Here is a 17177-nt window from a genome sequence, read left to right on the forward strand (position 1 = left end):
TGATTTCATAATAATTGATTAACAGTGAGGTAGCGTTGGTTTAGTTAAATAGATTGTATGGGGGAGGGAATATTTTTGTCTAATATTGGGGATACAACACAACAAAATCTATTAAATCGCTCGATGAAAAGTCGTCATTTATTTATGCTGTCACTTGGTGGAGTAATTGGGACCGGATTATTTTTAAATGCAGGTTATACGATTAATCAGGCTGGTCCGGGAGGGGCTATGCTTGGTTACTTATTCGGTGGTTTAATCTTGTATATGGTAATGGTATGTCTGGGCGAACTTGCTGTTTATATGCCGGTAACCGGTTCTTTTCAGACTTATGCGACCCGTTTTATTAGTCCATCTGCAGGGTTTTCACTTGGATGGATGTATTTTGTAGGTTCTGCCGCTACTGCTGGTGTGGAATTTACAGCTGCTGGAATACTGATGCAGCATTGGTTTCCAGACGTTCCAATCTGGATATGGTGTGCAATTTTCATGGTTTTATTATTTGCTTTGAATGCGCTTACAACAAGAGCTTTTGCCGAGGCGGAATTTTGGTTTGCAGGTATTAAGGTAGTTGCGGTAGTTCTGTTTATAATTATTGGGGCTGCAGCAATTTTTGGAATTATACCGTTGGAAGAAAGAGTGACACCTTTTGCGACTAATTTGGCACCTGCAGGATTGTTCCCAGCTGGGATTGTTATAGTTTTCGTGACTATGATGAATGTTATCTTCTCCTACCAAGGTTCAGAGTTAGTCGGTATTGCAGCGGGAGAAACAGAAAACCCAGAAAAGAACATTCCAAAAGCTATTCGAACTATTATTATTAGAATCGTTGTGTTTTATATTGCCTCTATTATTGTATTATCAGCTATTTTCCCAGCATCTGAACTCGGGTTGCTTGAAAGTCCGTTTGTTACTTTAATGAATTTAGCTGGAATACCGTACGCTGGTAGTATTATGAATTTTGTTATTTTAACTGCCATTTTGTCCGTAGGGAATTCATGTTTGTATGCATCCACACGCTTATTATGGTCGATGGCTAAAGAAGGCATGGCTCCGAAAGTGTTTGGTCGTCTATCTAAACGAAAAGTTCCACTTAACGCTTTACTATTCACGATGGCTTTCTCTTTATTGTCCTTATTGACAAGTGTAATGGAGGCGGATACAGTTTTCGTGCTGTTAATGTCGATTGCAGGAATTTCTGTCACGATTTCATGGATGGGGATTGCAGCTTCCCAATTAATGTTCCGTCGTCAATATGTGAATAACGGTGGTCAACTAGAAGACTTGGGTTATAAAGTTCGCTTCTATCCGTTTATTCCGCTATTTTGTATTGCGTTTTGTTTACTGATATTAGTATTTTTAGCGTTCGATCCAACACAGCGAGTTGGTCTCTATTATGGAGTAGGCTTTTTCATCGCTTGTATGCTTTTTTATAAATTTAGGTTAGAGAAGAAAAACAAACAAGCAGCTGTAGCGAGTAGTAAAGTCATTCAAGAGAGTTAAAAGTAAATATATCTGAATCTTTCGTGTTTTTTGTTTGTGTCAGTAATAAAGGAGAAATTAAAATGAGTAAATTATTATGGGGTCCACCACAATCACTAAGAGCGCTATTATGCGAACTTGTTAGTTGGGATAGTATTACATTAACAGAAGGCGAAACTACTTTTGCTCCCAGAGTATTAGATAAGTTGAGAGAATTGAAGTATTTTCAGGAACACCCGAGCCATCTACAGCTGCACGATGCAGGACTGGGACGCCATGCAGTTACTGCATTGTATAAACACTCGGATGCAGTGGAAACAGTTGTGTTAATCAGTCATTTTGATACTGTTCAAACAGAGGAGTATGGATCTTTGCAACCACTCGCTTATTTTCCTGAAGAGCTTACACAGAAGTTAATGGAAAATCCAAGTGATTTACCAGAATCCGCTCGTATCGATCTAGAAACTGGTAAATATTTATTTGGTCGAGGCACGATGGACATGAAAATGGGTCTAGCGCTTCATATGCAATTATTAGAAAAAGCGAGTGTCGAGGAATGGCCAATCAATCTAGTATTGACTACTGTTCCAGACGAGGAAGTGAATTCTGCTGGAATGCGTGCAGCGGTAACCCAGTTAGTACGTCTTCGTGAGGAATTTGGGTTAACTTATAAATTGTTTTTGAATAGTGAACCATCCTTTTCTCAAAACCCTACAGATATTGCAGAGTATATTTATTCGGGAACTATCGGTAAAATTATGCCTGCTGCTTTATTTTATGGGAAAGAGACGCATGTTGGGGAGCCGATGAAAGGAATGACGGCGAACTATATTGCATCCTATTTGACGCAACGTATGGAGTGGAATTCTTTATTTCGTGAGACGGATCACGGGGAAAGTACTCCTCTTCCAGTCTCTTTGCAGCAAAAGGATTTGAAGATGTCTTATTCGACCCAAACCCCTTATCGTGCTGTGTCGTTGTATAATGTGTTTTTATTTAAACGTACTGCATCAGAAATAATGGATCTTTTTGAACAAGTTGCAACCGAGGCGATGGATGCTCTAAATACCGATTACCAGGAAATTTGCCAACGGGAGAAAGTAAAAGGCGTAGGGACAGTCAAAGTACTACGTTATGAACAACTGCTCTCATATGCAAATACAAAGCTCGGTGCTGAGGAAGTAGAACGCTTGAAACAAGAAGCACTTGTACAGGATGATTGGGATGATCGCGAGAAATCATTGAGAATTGTTGATAACTTAATGATTCAATGCCAAGAACTGGCACCTGCGACAGTGATTCTATTTGCACCTCCATACTACCCAGCCGTTAATACATCCGAAGATCCGCTAATTATAGAAGCGGTAAAGTTGATGAAGAAATCAGCTCAATCGTTTGAGAATAAAATTGACCAAATTCACTATTTTAATGGAATATGTGATTTAAGCTACTTGAACTATGAAGATGACGGCAATGGCTGGACGGCATTCGAAAACAACACGCCCGTTTGGGGAGACAAATATAGCATTCCATTTGAAGACATGGCACAGCTAAAAGGTCCTGTCTTAAATGTAGGTCCATTCGGTAAAGATGCACATCAAAGAACAGAAAGACTACATGTAGACAGTGCATTCGTCGAAATGCCGGTCATGCTAGAAACTCTATTGAAAAGCTTATATTGATAGTAAAAGTGACATCAGAAATTGCATCTGGTGTCACTTTTTTGAGTTATTACAGAACTTTTACTGGTGCTAGGCGCAGATGATACTTCTGACTCTAAAAATATAATTTCATTGGTTACCCCTCTTGCCTACTCACCTTTTCGCTTGTGGACAATGAATAGATACCAGTTCCTCATAAAATCAGAATTGTTTTTTTGAAATTGGTACCTTCCACCAATTATTTTCTGCCATTTTTAAACAAATTTCCTGAAGAATCTTCTGAATATTCACCAAACAAGTATTGTATATTCCATATTTTTTCGTTACTATAAATTTATAAAAATTATTAGAAGAGGTATATATTGGGAACTATAACAATGCATTTTCTATTTAATCTTTCCTTATTAATGATTTTATTTTTTATTTTTTTTCTATTAAATAAGAGTATCGGTAGTATCCATATACACAAACGAGCAAGCTTATTTTATTTTGTTTTTTCGCTTATACTCTGTTCTCTATTTTCTTATCCCATACAAAGTAGTTATTCTCTAGATTTGAGGATAATTCCTTTTATATTGGGCGGTCTCTATTTGAGGTTCAGTCCTATACTAGGATTTTTGGTGATTTTCTTTCGTGGATTCCACGGAATAGACGTAGGATTCTTTATAGGAGTTGCATTTTATACCGTGTTTAGTTTCTTTATATGGTATATTTCTCCATGGTTTTTAAAACTCACTTCTAATATACGAATACTTTTTTCCACCGGTATTACTTTACTGGTAAGTATCGGAATTTTATTTATAGCATTCAACAAAGTATCACCTGAACAATTTATAGACATATTCATCGCCTACGTAATAGTCCCACCACTTGGGGTTGCCATGATTTCTTCCCTCATTGAAATAAGAGAAAAGAATCAGCAGTTGCAACAACAGTTAATAATCGAAGAAAAGTTGGCTGCAGTCGAACAAATGGGGGCTGCAATATCTCATGAAATTAGAAATCCATTAACTACAGCAATTGGATTTATCGAGCTCCTCGATCAAGTTTCACTTGATAATAATAAAAGAACAAAATATCTCTCCATTATCAAAAATGAATTAGATTCTGCAGAAAGTGTCATACAAGATTACTTAACCTTTTCTAAACCAATTATTGAATCAATAGAAGAACTGGATATTCAGAAAGAACTAACGCATATTTTAAAATTACTACATCCTCTGGCTAATTATCATTCAGTAAAGGTTTCTACTGATTTCTCTACCTATGGAACGATCCAAGGAGACAAATCTAAATTCCATCAATGCTTTATTAATATTATAAGAAATTCGATCGAATCCATGCCCTTTGGCGGTGACTTAATAATTAAGACGATTGCTACTCAGAACAAGATAATTATTTCTATACAAGATACAGGAATTGGACTGAGTAAAAAACAAATTAAACATATAGGAGAACCATATTATTCTACGAAGGGTCCCAAGGGAACTGGTCTCAGTATGATGGTTGCTTACAGTATATTACGTGCTATGAGAGGAACAATTGAAGTTCAAAGTGAGATTGGCAAAGGTACCATCTCCCGATTTCATTTTAAGCTACATAAAACTAAGGTAAAGAAAAGATAGATCTTTTTTGCATAAAGTAGTATTGGAGGAATAATATCTTGGAATTAACAGTATATTTCTTTTTCAACTTATCCTTGTTAATCGTATTACTATTTTCAGGAGTTTTATTAGCAGAAAAGTCGAAAAGGTTTTGGTCTTACCAACCTATTTTCATCATCTATTTAATAATTAGTTTAATCCTCTGTTTTCTATTTACATACCAACTAGAAGGCATTAATGTCGTTTTTGATTTACGAAAAGTTCCGTTCGTTATCGGCAGTTTGTATATGGGCTTAGGCCCTTTTTTGGCTGCATTCATTATGCTCGTAAGAGGTTTTTTGGGAATTGATTATGGATTTTGGATGACCGTTCTTTATTATGGAGGACTTGCTATTCTTTTTTGGCGAATCTCTCCTTGGTTTTTAAAGTGCTCTCCTAAGCAGCGAATTCTTTTTTCGGTAGGCGTAACATTTCTGTTCAGTTTTGCCCAAACTTTTTCATTCGGAATATGGCACTTACCTCAGAGTAGTTCCACAGTTTGGTTTGTTTTTTTAGTCATTCAACCAATTGGAGTAGGAATTATTTCTTATATTATTGAAGAAATTATTATGACTATTCAATTGCGCCAACGTACTATGAAAACCAAACGGTTAGAGGCTGTTGAGCGAATGGGTGCAGCTATTAGTCATGAAATTCGTAACCCATTGACAACAGCAATTGGTTTTGTTCAACTTTTGCAAAATGATGCTATTTCAAAAGAAAACCATACTCAATACCTCTCCATAATTAAAAACGAGCTGAAATCAGCTGAAAGAGTCATTCAAGATTATTTGAATTTTTCTAATCCTGAAATTAAATCGATGGAACCCCTACTTCTTCAGGAAGAACTAGAACAAGTAGTTCAAATGCTACAACCTTTGGCAAAGCAAAATTCGGTCAAAACAGTTTCTATTTATTCAATGGGAGAGAAGATTATAGGAGACAAACAAAAATTTCATCAATGCTTTGTAAATATCATGAAAAATGCTATAGAAGCAATGCCAAAAGGAGGAATATTAACGGTTGAAACGGAGAGCACAGAAACAACTGTAAGCATTCTCGTAAAAGATACTGGTTCAGGTATGACACTTGAACAAGTGACCCGTTTAGGTGAGCCCTATTATTCAACAAAAGGAAACAAAGGAACAGGTCTCGGCATCATGGTAGTGTACAGTATCGTACGTGCTATGAATGGTACAATTCATGTAGAGAGTAGCATTGGAAAAGGAACGACATTTGAATTTAAGTTCCCTTCCTTATCATCTACTTTGTTAGAAGCGGTAGAAACAAAGGAAGCAGAGAAGGAACTTGTTATGAGCTAATAAGCCCCAAAAACTTATAAATGAAATAGACTTGTCTCATTTTCGATTACAAGTCTATTTTTAATTGTTAAAATGTCTGTTTAGATTCCCTACGTGCCAAACAAATATTAACGCCGAGCGCCATATTCTTTTTTGATCCTCGAAATTTTATAAATTTGATTGCTTACTGGCATCGCTTTAAAACGATTATAAAACATCGGGAGAACGAGACCCACATAATCATCTATAAACTTGTTTTCCATTCTCTCTTCTATGAGGACTCTATACTTCACCAAAGCACTTACGATCATTTTTTCATTTGGTTCAGACATACTAATCGTCTCTATATGTTGAATCGACCGAGTCTTTGACCGCAAAATTTTTTCTACCCTTTTTTCATACTCTTTCGTGTTTTTTACTTCCACTAACATATTTACTACCGTTATTACTTCAATCATTTAAATCCTCCATGCGTGAATATCTGATACTCTTTACTAATGGTAGCATATTATATCATCAGTAAAACGTATAGAGAAAACTACGTCCGTAGGGTAATAGATTAGCTAATGAGTCCGAGGCATTTTTTGCGGCTTCAGCCACTTTTGGAACAGCTGCCTTTGCGGCCGTAACTCCTGATTTGGTAAGTGCACAAACACCCTTTGTTCCCACTATTGAAGTGGCAACGGTGCCTAATGCATGTTATATGTCTCTTTAGGATTAGTAACTGCCTCTACCGTAGCATCCAACGTGGCTTTCGGGTCCTGGACTATATCTACGATACCAGTAACAAAGTCTTTCCCTACATCAAATAGACCGCTTAAAATTCCAACTACTATTTCTAAACCGGTATCCACTACCGACTTTTCTTCCTCATCTTCACGTAGGCACATTTCTCCTTCAATCGCTGGCGTGGAAATGGTTAACGGGGGACTACATGCAACCAGCTCCGCCCAACGTTCTGTTTGAAAGTGGATATCCGTGAGATGACTTGTGAACATCTTTTCCATGTTATGGATCCACGTTTCCATTGCCTGCATGTCTTGCTCGAAAGGTAGTAAAGCAGCCGTCTGTGTTGCATCAAGAACGCCTGCTAGTACTCCAATATAATGAAAGGTACCAGGTTTTAATACAATTTAGATTTGTATTAAAACCTGGTACCTTAATCTTATTAACACTATCTACTGCTAATCCTACTTTAAATTAACGAGCCTATTTATTTAAAGTTAGGATTATTCTTTGTAATACTTTTTATTCTTTTTTATCCATCTCTTGCTTTAGATATTCAGCAATTTCTGTTTGTCCAAATTCTCTAGCATATTCATAAGCATCCATATTCTTAATATTTTCTCCAGTGTATCTAATTGAAATATCTATACCCTTTTCAACTAAAAACTCAACAACTTTTTTATGCCCTCCATAAATTGCACCAAATAGTGGGTTTCTTTTTGCTAAGGTCACATCTAACTCTGCGCCTGCCTCTATTAAATACTTTACTATATCCAAATGCCCGGCTCCTGCAGCTAATCTTAAAGGAGATGCATCAAATATATCACCTTTTGTATTAACATCAATTCCTTTATCAATCAGATATTCTACTATTCCAGAATGTCCTTTTTTTGCTGCAACATGTAGCCACGTACCAAAAGGTGTCATTGAATGTAAAGATTCTGGATTATCGTCTATTAAACGCTTTACTTCATTAATATCACCAAGCTTAATAGCATTTCTTATAGTTTTGTTTAGATTTTTTTCATCCATAACATTACCTCCTGTATTTCTACTATCTTGTACTAGCTATGTCTCCTAAATCTTCAAGAGCTTCAACAATATCATCAAAGTCACCGTCCATTGCTTCAACAGTCCTTAACCGATTCACTACTTCCTCTAAAGTATCAAGACTATGTTGTCCTATTACGGCATTTGGCGCCCAAACAAGGTTTTCTTTCCCAATTATTGGATCAACTCCATACCTTCTTAATATTTCCTGACCTTCTCGAACCAGTTCTTGCTGCTTCTGACCAAGACCTTTTTTAAAGAGAATATGGTGCGCATGTGGATTTATCATAGCAGTAGGTGGATTACCTATTAATCCTCGAAGATACTTACCAAAATCTATTTTAATTAATGCTTCATCATATACTTTAGTAATGCCTAATTCGAACATTTTTTTACTAATTTCAGAAAGCTCATCTACACTAAAAGTATTATTCTGAATAGCATTTTTAAGCTTATTCATCTTAGCGGAATCTACTTTCCCGTTTACAATAATATCATTAGTATAATCATTTACAGTATTAACCTTACCCTTAACTCCACTTTCAACCCTAGCTATAGAAATCATCTGATCCCTCAAGCCTGTTGCATTCACTGTGTTATAAGGAACTTCACCTGCGAACGCAAACTGCGGACGGGGTCCGTAAGGTAATATATTAGCTAATGATGTCGATGTATTTTTTGCAGCTCCAGCCACTTTTGGAACAGCTGTCTTTGCGACCGTAACCCCTGATTTGGTCAGTGCACCGACACCCTTTGTTCCAACAACTGAAATGACAACTGTGCCTAATGCATAGGTTACCCAGTGAGCACGGGAATTGGCATCTCCGTTGACCATATGGCGTTCATAGGAAGTGGTGATGGCCGATTTTATAGCGTTAAATGTCTCCTCAGGATTAGTTACTGCCTCTACCGTAGCTTCCAGTGTGGCTTTCGGGTCCTGGACTATATCTACGATACCGGTAACAAAATCTTTCCCTACATCAAATAGACCACTTAAAATTCCATCTACTATTTCTAAACCAGTATCTACAACTGACTTTTCTTCCTCTTCTTCACGTAGGCACATTTCTCCTTCAATTGTTGGCGTAGAAATGGTTAACGGGGGACTACATGCAACCAGCTCCGCCCAACGTTCTGTTTGAAAGTGGATATCCGTGAGATTACTTGTGAACATCTCTTCCATGTTATGGATCCACGTATCCATTGCCTGCAAGTCTTGCTCGAAAGGTAGTAAGGCTGCTGTCTGTGTTGCATCAAATTCTTGAAGCCGATTTAATGTATCGTCTCGTTTTCTTTTTGCATCTAGAACGCCTTCTTGTACTCCACTATCATCCAGATGCGGAAGGGCCACGATATCGCTGACCTGGTCCATAACACTGTTTGACTCATTCGTTAGATTTTCGGTCAGCTGTGCAATTGTGGTAAGTCCCTGCTCTACCTCACCTTCTAGAAATTGTTCCACAATATGACCGGACATATCTGGTTCGAGGGAATATAGAGCGCTTTCCATTTGTTGAAGCACTAGCTTATAACTAGCAGTAGAAACGAGGAATTGTTGGAGTAATGGCAGATGGCATTCCGCATAGAAAGCACGAATGGCACTTCCTCCTTCTCCTTTAAGTTCGTCTTCTATCCCTACTAATCCTTCTACTGCACGATGGATTGCTTCTACTTCATTTCCAAGCCTGTCCAACATTGCTATATTTCTTTTAATCCATCTTGAAACAAATCAACGTCTAGTATTTTCATAGGAACACCTTAGTTTCTTCTTGTCTATGAAAACCGAAGTAACATCTGTATACTCTATTATTTGATATCTCCCTTTCTTGAATCATTAAACTCCTCCTAAACACTATTAGTTATAATATTCCATTTTTTAAATGGAAGGTAAAGGTAGAATTCAGTATTTCCAGAAAATAATTCTTAAGGAGGATATATACACATAACCAATTACTACTAATGTATTAATTTAGTTTGCTGAATAAATTATAAATACCTACCATAGCCTACATATTTTCTGAACCTTTATCATGACACTTCAATACTATTAATCCATATGACATATATAAGAAATCCCCCTAAAACCAGTTAATACTGCATCCATGAGGATTTTAATTATTCTTAAAGAACTTCTTTCATAAGTTCGCGGTCTAATGCAAAGTAGCTCATTGAATAAAAAAACGCCCAGTGGGCGTTTTTATCTCAACATTCTTCAAATAAAAGAATTTCACATTTCTTTTTTAACGATTGTTTTTATTTTTCCCTGTTAATTTCTTAGTAGCATTTTCAGTTGCATCAACAGTGTTCATTGCAATATTTTCTGTAGCCTCTAAAGCATTATGCGCTGTTTCAAATGCAGAGCCTGCTGTGTTTTTGATGCTCTTTGCGACACTACTGTTATTTCTTTGATTTTGATTATTTCCTTGATTAGTCATAAATTCACCTCCTAGATACAGGAATAGGATGTGTTTCATGTTGTTAATTATTCGGCCTACTTCTCACTTTAACTATAGTAGTCATCAAATTCATTATCAAAGTTTTTTTAAAAAAACAGTTTGTTATTCTGTAAATGGAGAGTTTCTTTTCACAAAATAATGAAGGAAATGGCATATACTTTTGATATGTCGAAGGAAAGCGTTGAGACATGATTCGAAATATTTCCCGGGAAATCGACAAAAAAAACGATTTAAAGATATAAACTCAGTCTACAGGATTAGTGAACTGACTCAACCTTGCGACCCTTCCAGATCGCTCTTTTTAACCCCAGAAGTGTCGAAGAAAGTGAAGATTAATTTTTTCTGATACAATGGTAATTATCTCGTTTCACTTATTACAAATATGAGTGGCATACTGATACCAACAATAATACGTCCAATGAGGTGAATTAAAAATATATGGATTACATTCGTAATTACATTCGTAACCTACTTTTAAAATTAGACATGGATTTTACCTTAGCTGGGTATCTTTCATATATTATTATATTTCTTTTCATAATACTTATCTGTATTGTGGCCAATTTCATCACTAAAAAGGTAGTAATTAGGTTAATCTCTAATGTTGTGAAAAAAACTAAATTCAGATGGGATGATATGCTTTTAGAAAGAAAGGTTTTTCATAAGCTATCACATATAGTTCCAGCTATTATTATTTACTATTTAGCTTCCGTCTTTCCAGAATCTTTTGAAGAATTAATACAAAAGATTGCAATAGCATATTTAATAATTATGGGGTTAGTAATTATAAGTAGCGCATTAAATGCAATGAATGATATTTATCAAACCTATCAAGTATCTAGAACCAAGCCTATTAAAGGATATATTCAGGTTGTTAAAATTGTTATCATAACGGTTGGGGTCATTCTGCTGATTGCGAACATGATAGGACAGAGCCCACTTATTCTTCTTAGTGGAATTGGTGCTCTCTCTGCCGTTTTCATGTTGGTTTTTAAAGATTCGTTATTAGGCCTTGTTGCGGGTATTCAGTTATCGACCAATGATATGGTTCAGGTTGGTGACTGGATTGAAATGCCGAAGTACGGGGCAGACGGAGACATTATTGATATCTCCTTAAATACAGTAAAGGTACAAAATTTTGATAAAACGATTACGATGATTCCAAGTTATGCCCTAATATCCGATTCTTTTATCAATTGGCGAGGGATGCAAAACTCTGGAGGACGACGGATCAAGCGTCCATTATTTATTGATAAGAACAGTATTTCATTTTGTACGGAAGAAATGATTAATAACTTTAAAAGTATCCACTATCTTTCGGAATATATAACCAACAGAGAAAGTGAAATTGCAGAATTCAATTTAAGAAATAAAATTAATCACAGCAATCGAGTGAATGGAAGGGCTCTTACGAACATCGGTGTATTTAGAGCGTATATTAGCAACTATCTTCGTCATCATCCTGGTATCAATCAGGAAATGACCTTAATGGTTAGACAGTTAGCTCCAACCGAGAACGGGTTACCACTAGAAATATATGCATTTACCAATGATACACAATGGGCTGTGTATGAAACGGTGCAAGCCGATATTTTTGATCACCTATTTGCCGTAGCACCGGAGTTTGGAATTCAAGTTTTCCAGAATCCAACCGGAAACGATTTTAAAAAGATAGCAGATATATGAGTTAAATACTTCCTAAAATTGAAGCAGGTGTAGAAAAGTTACGGTTTTCTACACCTGCTTCAATGTTTTTTATTCTACTATCGACAAGAATTGTCTGGTTCTCTCTTCTTTTGGATTAAGGAAGATTTCTTCTGATGTTCCTTGTTCCACTATTACTCCTTTATCCATAAAAATGACTCGATCCGCAACATCTTTTGCAAAACTCATTTCATGTGTCACGATGATCATCGTCATTCCTTCTCGCGCTAAATCTTTTATAACCTGTAAAACTTCTTTCACTAGCTCTGGATCTAATGCAGAAGTAGGCTCATCATAGAGCATCACCATTGGATTTAGTGCTAACGACCGTGCAATTGCTACTCTTTGCTGCTGTCCGCCTGACAACTGAGCGGGGTAGTAATCACATCTTTCTCCAAGACCAACTTTTGTAAGAAGTGCCTTCGCTAATATTCTAGCTTCTTCTATTTTGGTTCCATGTATTATTATTGGTCCTTCCATAACATTTTCAATGGCAGTTTTATGGGGAAATAAATTAAACGATTGAAATACGAACCCGGTTCTCTTCCTTAGTTCTCTTATTTCTTTTTTTCGTTTACGATTGGCTTTGCCACCTGAATCTACTTGGAAGTCACCAATACGAATATTACCTTCCGTTGGCTCTTCTAAGAAATTCAAACAGCGTAATAGGGTTGATTTCCCAGAGCCGCTTGGTCCCATAACTACAACCACTTCACTTTTAGCAATTGTTAAATCAATGCCTTGTAATACCACATTCGTTCCAAAGCTTTTTTTCAAATTGTTAATTTGAATGATACTCATGGACATCTCCTATCATTCGTATTAAAATATTACACTTTATCGAACCAAGTATTTTGATGTACGAACTTCTAGTTTATCTAAAATGGTTGTGAAGAAAGTTATTAAAATCCAATAAATAGCGGCTGCTAGCAAATAGATTGTGAGTGGTTCAAATGTTTTTGCAATGATTAAACTCGACATTTGTAATAGTTCGGTTACGGTTATAACGGAAACAAGGGAGGTATCTTTGATAAGTACAATAAATGTGTTTGATAAGGTGGGAATAGCTATTCGAAGACTCTGTGGGAGAATAATTCTCCTGAGTGCTTGTGAATACGTCATTCCCATTGATAGTGATGCTTCCATTTGACCATTGTCCACAGCAAGTATAGATGCTCGAAATGATTCGGATAAGTAAGCACCAGCATTTAAGCTCAACGCCACTACACCTGAAGATATCGGGTCTAAAGAAATGCCGATCTGCGGTAAACCGTAGTAAATAACAAAAATCTGAACAAGAAGAGGAGTTCCACGAATAATTGAAACATACGCTGTCGCAATTTCGTTTAATATTCTTAATTTTATTATTCTTACAATCGCAGCGAAAAACCCAATAACGAGTGCAATTACTATAGATATCGCAGCCAATAATATAGTCATTAGAGTTGCCTTAAGTAAGGATGGCAATGAATCAATAATTATCGTAACATCCATACATCAACCTCCTTTCCGACGAATTACAAGGTTGAGACTCCACTTTATAGTATAATTTCTTCTTTAAAATCAATTTGAACTCCTAGATTGTTTAACTCCCCCATGAATGGTTGGAACCTTTCCTTAACGATTAAGCTCTCTATCGGTACAACACCTGTCTCTATAATTTTTTTACAAGCAATCCATTTCGCCATGATTGCTGCAGGAATGGCCGTAGTTTTAGCCATAGACGTGATTTTTCGTTCATGATCGTATAAGTCAACCATTTCCCATGTAAATTTGGTTGATATACCATCCTTTAAGCCACTAGCTTCTACTCTTAGCACAGTTACATCTTCATGGGATGCACCAAGCATTTTAGGTCCCAAAACTTGTTCTGCAAATGCTCGTGGCGTTATTGTAACTCCTGCTACTGTAACAGGATTATTATCGAGAAATCCCAGTTCTCCTAAAACATTCATCTTGCCCCAATGTCCAGGGTACCTAACTGTTTTTTCGTATAGGTTTTTCACTCTATCTTTTAGAATGTATGCAGTGCTATGCGCATCCGTAATAACAGCTTCACAGTTACCTACAGGTTGAGGAAATGTCATCTTTTCTAATCCTGATAAAGGAGCTAATTCTACGAGCTCCCCATTTTCAACTGCAATAGCTGGTTTTGTATAAAGACCCAGCACACTTTCTAGTCGAAAAACGACTTGATACCACAATGGGGGTACTGGATGTCTCGGAATTCCCCCACAAATCATAACCACTTCTTCTGCTTCTTCTAGCATCTCAATTCCTTGAGCTGCCAAAAAATTCGTTATTCCAGGAGCTACTCCACAGCCTGGAACGATAATTACACCTGCATCCCTGGCTGCCTCATGTAATTCTACTTTTTCTTTAAACATAGACCCTACTAAATCTACCAAATGACATTTGGATTCTATCGCCGCTTTTATGGCAACCAGACTTAAAGAATGAGGAAGACAAGCGACCACCACATCGACACCAATCAACACATCAGCTATATCTTCTTTTGTTTCTAATGAAGCAACTTTCCCAATAACTTTTGGACTATTGGAGATTTCTAAACACTTATCAATACTTTCTTGTCTCACATCCACAGCTGTGATTAAGTCTATTTCAGTAAATTTAGCAAGTTCACTTACGACCGTGGTTCCAATCATCCCGGTACCTAAAACAACTACATGCAAGTTTTTCCCTCCCTACTCTATGTCTATACTATTTGCTCTACTTTTCAACTGGGTCTGATCCAAACCACTTTTTGTAAATTTCTTTATAAGTTCCGTCCTCTTTCATTTCACTTAAAGCCTCATTTACCTTTTCAACAAAGTCTTCGTTACCTTTATTAACTGCCATTCCGATTTCATCAACTTTGAGAATATCACTTGCAACTTTTATCGGCAGATTATTTTCTTTGATGTTATAGCTTACTAATAGTTGGTCATTAATAATGACATCTAATCTTTCATTTTTAAGATCTTCTAGATAGTCGCTAAATGCTTTATATAATTTAACGTCTGCACCTTCCACACTGTTAGCGATTTCTTCAAAGGTAGTTCCACCACCAACACCAACTTTTTTACCTTTAATATCTTCCAGTTTACTAATATCATTTGTTTCTTCTCGAGTGATTAACACCGAGCCTGTAATAACATATGGATCAGTGAAGTCTACACTCTTTTTCCTTTCCTCTGTTACAGTCATCTGCCCAATAATAATGTCGAATTTGTCAGCCTTTAAACCACCTATCAAGCCTTCCCATTTTGATGTTATAAAGTTAGCTTTCACGCCTAATCTTTTTGCAATTTCATTGGAAATATCTACATCAAAACCTGTTAATTCACCATTGTCGTCTAAGTAGTTAAATGGTGGATACGTACCCTCAAATGCAACATTCAGCACTTCCGATTTTTCCATACGATCTAGTACTTTTCCTCCTCCAAACCCACAACCTGCAACAATACTCATGACAATTAAAGTAATAAGGCTCAAAACTACATTCTTCTTCAAAGCTTGTCCCCCTTTATCATTCAAAACATTGAGAAGTTTCCCAAATAAATTTGTTAAACTATCTCCCTTTCAAACAATGTATTCTAAAGGACTGGCTTTTATTATCAGATAATCTAATAAACTTACATCTCAAGTTATTAACAAGGTAGGACTTGTACATCAAGAAACAAATAAAACCCCGTAGAAACAAGTATTATTTGTTCCTACGGGGTTTTGTTGAATGAATGTACAATAGAGCCTAATATATAACCTGTTTTTTAAAAATGAGCAGTAGAACCTTATATTAATGATTACTCCACATCACAAAAAAACAGCCCTGGACAATTATCGTCCATGACTGTTTTACTTTCAATTATAGTTTGATAAGAAGACTTACTATTATTAACTAAAAAGATTAATAATGTAACCAATGATAATACCAACTACACCGAAATCAGAATCGCCAAACGTTGTACCTTCAAATCCTAACGAACCTAGAACAGGCAGTAACATTGCTGGTAGGAAACTGATTAAGATTCCTTGTACAAAAGCACCAATTATAGCACCTCTTCGTCCACCTACTGCATTACCAAATACTCCAGCTGCTGCTCCACAGAAAAAGTGAGGAACAAGTCCTGGTACGATTACTGCCAATCCTACAAGTGGAAGTAAAAACATACTTAGTAATCCCGCAACGAAACTTGATAAGAAACCAATAATAACCGCATTTGGTGCAAATGGGAATACAATTGGTACGTCTAGTGCCGGTTTTGCATTCGGTACAATTTTGTCTGCAATTCCTTTAAATGCAGGAACAATTTCAGCGATTAACATACGAACTCCAGCTAAGATGATGAAAACTCCTGCAGCAAAAGTAATAGCTTGTAGTAATGAGAATACTAAGAAGTTTGTACCATCACTCAGATTTTCCTCTATGTAAGTAGGACCAACAAATAAAGAAACCACAAGGAACATAATCGTCATTGTTAACGCTAGTGCTACAGATGAATCACGTAAGAAGCCGAGTGATTTTGGTACTTTGACCTCTTCTGTTGATTTTGTTTTGTCTCCTGTCAATTTACCAACTTTAGCAGCAACGAAATAACCAAATGAACCAAAGTGACCTACAGCAATGTCATCTGAACCCGTAATTTCTCTTACCGTAGGTTGTAACATTGCAGGTAGTAAAACCATTAAAGCACCTAAAATTAAAGAGCCTAAAATTACAAGAGGGATACTCCCCATTCCTGATGTGGAAAGGACTGCAGCAAGTAAACAAGCCATGAACATAGTGTGATGTCCAGTTAAAAAGATATATTTAAACTTCGAGTATCGAGCAAAAACGATATTCACTAACATACCTATTAACATAATCATAGCTGTTTCCGTACCAAAAGCATTTTGTGATAATGCCACTATTGCTTCATTGTTTGGAATAACTCCTTCAATATTAAATGCTTTTTCAAACATATCTCCAAAGATAGTTAGCGATCCTGTTAGTACGGTCGCACCTGCACCAAGAATAATGAAACCCATTATCGTCTTTAATGTTCCGGAAACAACATCGGTAATTGCCTTCTTCTGCAAAAGCAAACCAAGTAAAGCGAACAACCCTACCAAAATGGCAGGAGTCCCTAAAATATCCTTCATGATTAAATCAAACAT

General features: G+C 36.5%; 15 protein-coding genes. 5 read left to right on the plus strand and 10 right to left on the minus strand.

Annotated elements, in window-relative coordinates; translation table 11 throughout:
• Positions 1 to 123: 123 nt before the first annotated feature.
• The 4 genes from BLR36_RS11745 (at position 124) to BLR36_RS11760 (ending at position 6105) form a co-directional block, all read left to right on the plus strand.
• Positions 124 to 1500 carry an amino acid permease gene (locus BLR36_RS11745; protein WP_254771403.1) on the plus strand — a complete coding sequence of 459 codons (1377 nt, stop codon included), beginning with the start codon at positions 124 to 126 and terminating at the stop codon, positions 1498 to 1500.
• A 62-nt stretch (positions 1501 to 1562) separates the two neighbouring features.
• Positions 1563 to 3161: a M20/M25/M40 family metallo-hydrolase gene (locus BLR36_RS11750; RefSeq protein ID WP_093061925.1), complete on the plus strand. Its 1599-nt coding sequence runs from the start codon at positions 1563 to 1565 to the stop codon at positions 3159 to 3161.
• Positions 3162 to 3730: 569 nt separating this feature from the next.
• Entirely contained in the window at positions 3731 to 4765 is a 1035-nt protein-coding gene (locus BLR36_RS11755) for a sensor histidine kinase (protein WP_254771394.1), read from the plus strand.
• A gap of 38 nt (positions 4766 to 4803) precedes the next feature.
• On the plus strand, positions 4804 to 6105 hold the full coding sequence (locus tag BLR36_RS11760; RefSeq protein ID WP_093061926.1) for a sensor histidine kinase: 1302 nt from the start codon (positions 4804 to 4806) through the stop codon (positions 6103 to 6105).
• Between the two features lie 107 nt (positions 6106 to 6212).
• On the opposite strand, the gene BLR36_RS11765 is transcribed toward BLR36_RS11760, so the two are convergent.
• From BLR36_RS11765 to BLR36_RS11785, 5 genes are all read right to left on the minus strand, one after another.
• Positions 6213 to 6542, minus strand: a complete 330-nt coding sequence (locus BLR36_RS11765) for a hypothetical protein (RefSeq protein ID WP_093061927.1) — start codon at positions 6540 to 6542, stop codon at positions 6213 to 6215.
• Positions 6543 to 6773: 231 nt separating this feature from the next.
• Positions 6774 to 7112 carry a hypothetical protein gene (locus BLR36_RS11770; RefSeq protein WP_139185093.1) on the minus strand — a complete coding sequence of 113 codons (339 nt, stop codon included), beginning with the start codon at positions 7110 to 7112 and terminating at the stop codon, positions 6774 to 6776.
• A 220-nt stretch (positions 7113 to 7332) separates the two neighbouring features.
• Positions 7333 to 7842, minus strand: coding sequence for an ankyrin repeat domain-containing protein (locus tag BLR36_RS11775; protein ID WP_093061929.1), 510 nt, complete (start codon positions 7840 to 7842; stop codon positions 7333 to 7335).
• 22 nt (positions 7843 to 7864) lie between these two features.
• Positions 7865 to 9574: a T7SS effector LXG polymorphic toxin gene (locus BLR36_RS11780; RefSeq protein WP_371326723.1), complete on the minus strand. Its 1710-nt coding sequence runs from the start codon at positions 9572 to 9574 to the stop codon at positions 7865 to 7867.
• A 526-nt stretch (positions 9575 to 10100) separates the two neighbouring features.
• On the minus strand, positions 10101 to 10295 hold the full coding sequence (locus BLR36_RS11785; protein ID WP_093061931.1) for a hypothetical protein: 195 nt from the start codon (positions 10293 to 10295) through the stop codon (positions 10101 to 10103).
• Between the two features lie 459 nt (positions 10296 to 10754).
• Here BLR36_RS11785 and BLR36_RS11790 point away from each other — a divergent pair, with 459 nt between their 5' ends.
• Positions 10755 to 12002, plus strand: a complete 1248-nt coding sequence (locus tag BLR36_RS11790; RefSeq protein ID WP_175454063.1) for a mechanosensitive ion channel family protein — start codon at positions 10755 to 10757, stop codon at positions 12000 to 12002.
• 69 nt (positions 12003 to 12071) lie between these two features.
• Here the strand turns inward: BLR36_RS11790 and BLR36_RS11795 are convergent, their stop codons facing one another.
• From BLR36_RS11795 to BLR36_RS11815, 5 genes are all read right to left on the minus strand, one after another.
• A complete protein-coding gene (locus BLR36_RS11795) occupies positions 12072 to 12821 on the minus strand; it encodes an amino acid ABC transporter ATP-binding protein (RefSeq protein WP_305775337.1) in 750 nt (249 codons plus the stop codon).
• A 36-nt stretch (positions 12822 to 12857) separates the two neighbouring features.
• A complete protein-coding gene (locus tag BLR36_RS11800; protein ID WP_093061932.1) occupies positions 12858 to 13514 on the minus strand; it encodes an amino acid ABC transporter permease in 657 nt (218 codons plus the stop codon).
• A gap of 44 nt (positions 13515 to 13558) precedes the next feature.
• Complete coding sequence (locus BLR36_RS11805; protein WP_093061933.1) at positions 13559 to 14713, minus strand: saccharopine dehydrogenase family protein; 1155 nt, start codon at positions 14711 to 14713, stop codon at positions 13559 to 13561.
• A gap of 37 nt (positions 14714 to 14750) precedes the next feature.
• On the minus strand, positions 14751 to 15533 hold the full coding sequence (locus BLR36_RS11810; protein ID WP_093061934.1) for a transporter substrate-binding domain-containing protein: 783 nt from the start codon (positions 15531 to 15533) through the stop codon (positions 14751 to 14753).
• Positions 15534 to 15914: 381 nt separating this feature from the next.
• Positions 15915 to 17177, minus strand: coding sequence for a PTS ascorbate transporter subunit IIC (locus tag BLR36_RS11815; RefSeq protein ID WP_093061935.1), 1263 nt, complete (start codon positions 17175 to 17177; stop codon positions 15915 to 15917).

It is taken from the genome of Psychrobacillus sp. OK028 (genome assembly GCF_900103605.1).
Taxonomy (GTDB): domain Bacteria; phylum Bacillota; class Bacilli; order Bacillales_A; family Planococcaceae; genus Psychrobacillus.

Coding starts and splice junctions, on each gene's coding strand:
- BLR36_RS11785 (WP_093061931.1), bottom strand. CDS start 10,295: ATGACTAATCAAGGAAATAATCAAAATCAAAGAAATAACAGTAGTGTC.
- BLR36_RS11750 (WP_093061925.1), top strand. CDS start 1,563: ATGAGTAAATTATTATGGGGTCCACCACAATCACTAAGAGCGCTATTA.
- BLR36_RS11765 (WP_093061927.1), bottom strand. CDS start 6,542: ATGATTGAAGTAATAACGGTAGTAAATATGTTAGTGGAAGTAAAAAAC.
- BLR36_RS11745 (WP_254771403.1), top strand. CDS start 124: ATGAAAAGTCGTCATTTATTTATGCTGTCACTTGGTGGAGTAATTGGG.
- BLR36_RS11815 (WP_093061935.1), bottom strand. CDS start 17,177: ATGTTTGATTTAATCATGAAGGATATTTTAGGGACTCCTGCCATTTTG.
- BLR36_RS11795 (WP_305775337.1), bottom strand. CDS start 12,821: ATGAGTATCATTCAAATTAACAATTTGAAAAAAAGCTTTGGAACGAAT.
- BLR36_RS11775 (WP_093061929.1), bottom strand. CDS start 7,842: ATGGATGAAAAAAATCTAAACAAAACTATAAGAAATGCTATTAAGCTT.
- BLR36_RS11800 (WP_093061932.1), bottom strand. CDS start 13,514: ATGGATGTTACGATAATTATTGATTCATTGCCATCCTTACTTAAGGCA.
- BLR36_RS11790 (WP_175454063.1), top strand. CDS start 10,755: ATGGATTACATTCGTAATTACATTCGTAACCTACTTTTAAAATTAGAC.
- BLR36_RS11770 (WP_139185093.1), bottom strand. CDS start 7,112: ATGGAAACGTGGATCCATAACATGGAAAAGATGTTCACAAGTCATCTC.